1 protein-coding gene is annotated in these 1947 nt (G+C 58.4%); it reads left to right on the top strand.

From position 1 onward, the window contains the following. On the top strand, positions 1-1947 hold a 1947-nt coding region (carB, locus tag Q0526_RS13430), incomplete at both ends, for a carbamoyl-phosphate synthase large subunit (protein WP_298734510.1).

The following is a 1947-nucleotide window of genomic DNA, read 5'->3' as shown; positions in this document are numbered from 1 at the left end:
AAAAGCCCGACGCCATCCTGCCCAACCTGGGCGGCCAGATGGGCCTGAACCTCTCTATGGAACTGGCCCGTAACGGTTTCTTGGACCGCAGCGGCGTCCGTCTGCTGGCCTGCAAGCCCGAGACCATCGACCGGGCGGAGGACCGCCAGCTCTTCAAGGATACGATGGAGAAGCTGCACCAGCCGATTATCCCCTCCAAAGTGGTGGAGGATCTGGACGATGCACTGGATTTTGCCGAGGTCATCGGCTATCCCGTTATTGTCCGTCCGGCCTTTACCATGGGTGGTACCGGCGGCGGTATCTGCGAGGACCGGGAAAAGCTGCATGAGATTGCTACCAACGGTCTGCGTCTGTCGCCCATTCACCAGATTTTGGTGGAGAAGTGCATTTCCGGTTGGAAGGAAATCGAATACGAGGTCATGCGGGACTCCAAGGGCAACGTGATCACCGTCTGTAACATGGAGAACTTGGATCCTGTGGGCATTCACACCGGTGACTCCATCGTTGTGGCGCCCAGCCAGACCCTGTCCGATAAAGAATACCAGATGCTGCGTACGGCGGCGCTGGACATCATCACCGAGCTGGGCATCGAGGGCGGCTGCAACTGCCAGTTTGCCCTCAAGCCCGACAGCTTCGAGTACGCCGTCATCGAGGTCAACCCCCGTGTGTCCCGTTCTTCGGCGTTGGCTTCCAAGGCCACGGGCTATCCCATCGCCAAGGTGGCTACCAAGATCGCGCTGGGCTACACGCTGGACGAAATCACCAACGACGTTACCGGCGAAACTTGCGCCTGCTTCGAGCCCGCGCTGGACTACGTAGTAGTTAAGTATCCCAAGTGGCCCTTCGATAAGTTCGTCTATGCCGACAAATCCCTCGGTACCCAGATGATGGCTACCGGTGAGGTTATGGCCATCGGCAATAACTTCGAGCATGCCATGATGAAGGCGGTATCCTCCATCGAACTGGGCATGGACACCTTGACGCTGCCCGACTTTGAGAATCTCTCCACCGAGGAGATCATCGAGCACCTGCATGTGCAGGATTCGGAGCGCGCATTCTGCGTGTACGAGGCCCTCAAGCGTGGCGTTCCCCACGAAACGATTTATAACATCACCAAGATCGATTGGTGGTTCCTCGACAAGATGCAGCATCTGGCCAATATCGAGCTGGGGCTGCAGCGGGGTGAGTTGACCCGGGAAAAGTATCTGGAAGCCAAAAAGTTTGGCTTCTTGGATAAGACCATCAAGCGGTTGGCCGGCGTGGATACCCTGCCCGAGGGGCCCAAGGCTGCTTTTAAGATGGTCGATACCTGCGCAGCCGAGTTTGCAGCCAAGACGCCCTACTTCTATTCCACCTACGATGAGGATAACGAAGCAGCGCAGTTCATTGCCGAGCACAGCGACCCCAAAAAGAAAAAGGTGCTGGTTTTCGGTTCCGGCCCCATCCGGATCGGACAGGGCATCGAGTTCGACTACTGCTCGGTGCACGCCGTTTGGACGCTGAAGAACCATGGCTGTGAAGCTATTCTGGTCAACAACAACCCCGAGACGGTCTCCACCGACTTTGATACCGGTGACCGGCTGTATTTTGATCCGCTGAACCCCGAGAGCGTGGACAACATCATCGCCACCGAAAAACCGGACGGCTGCTTGGTGCAGTTCGGTGGTCAGACGGCCATCAAGCTGGCTAAGCATATGGACGAGATCGGGCTGCCCATCCTCGGTACACCGGCGGATGCCATCGACGAGGCCGAGGACCGGGAACGGTTCGACCAGTTGTTGGAGCGCTGCGGCATTCCTCGTCCCGAGGGCCGCACCGTCTACACGCTGGAGGAGGCCCTGAAGGCGGCGCAGGAGGTTGGCTACCCGGTGCTGATGCGCCCCTCCTACGTGTTGGGCGGCCAGAACATGATCGTGGCCTACAACTCCGCCGACGTGGTGGAGTACA

The organism is uncultured Subdoligranulum sp. (genome assembly GCF_937890665.1).
Note: the sequence above shows the minus strand (reverse complement) of the source record. Positions and strands in the feature narration are given on the sequence as shown.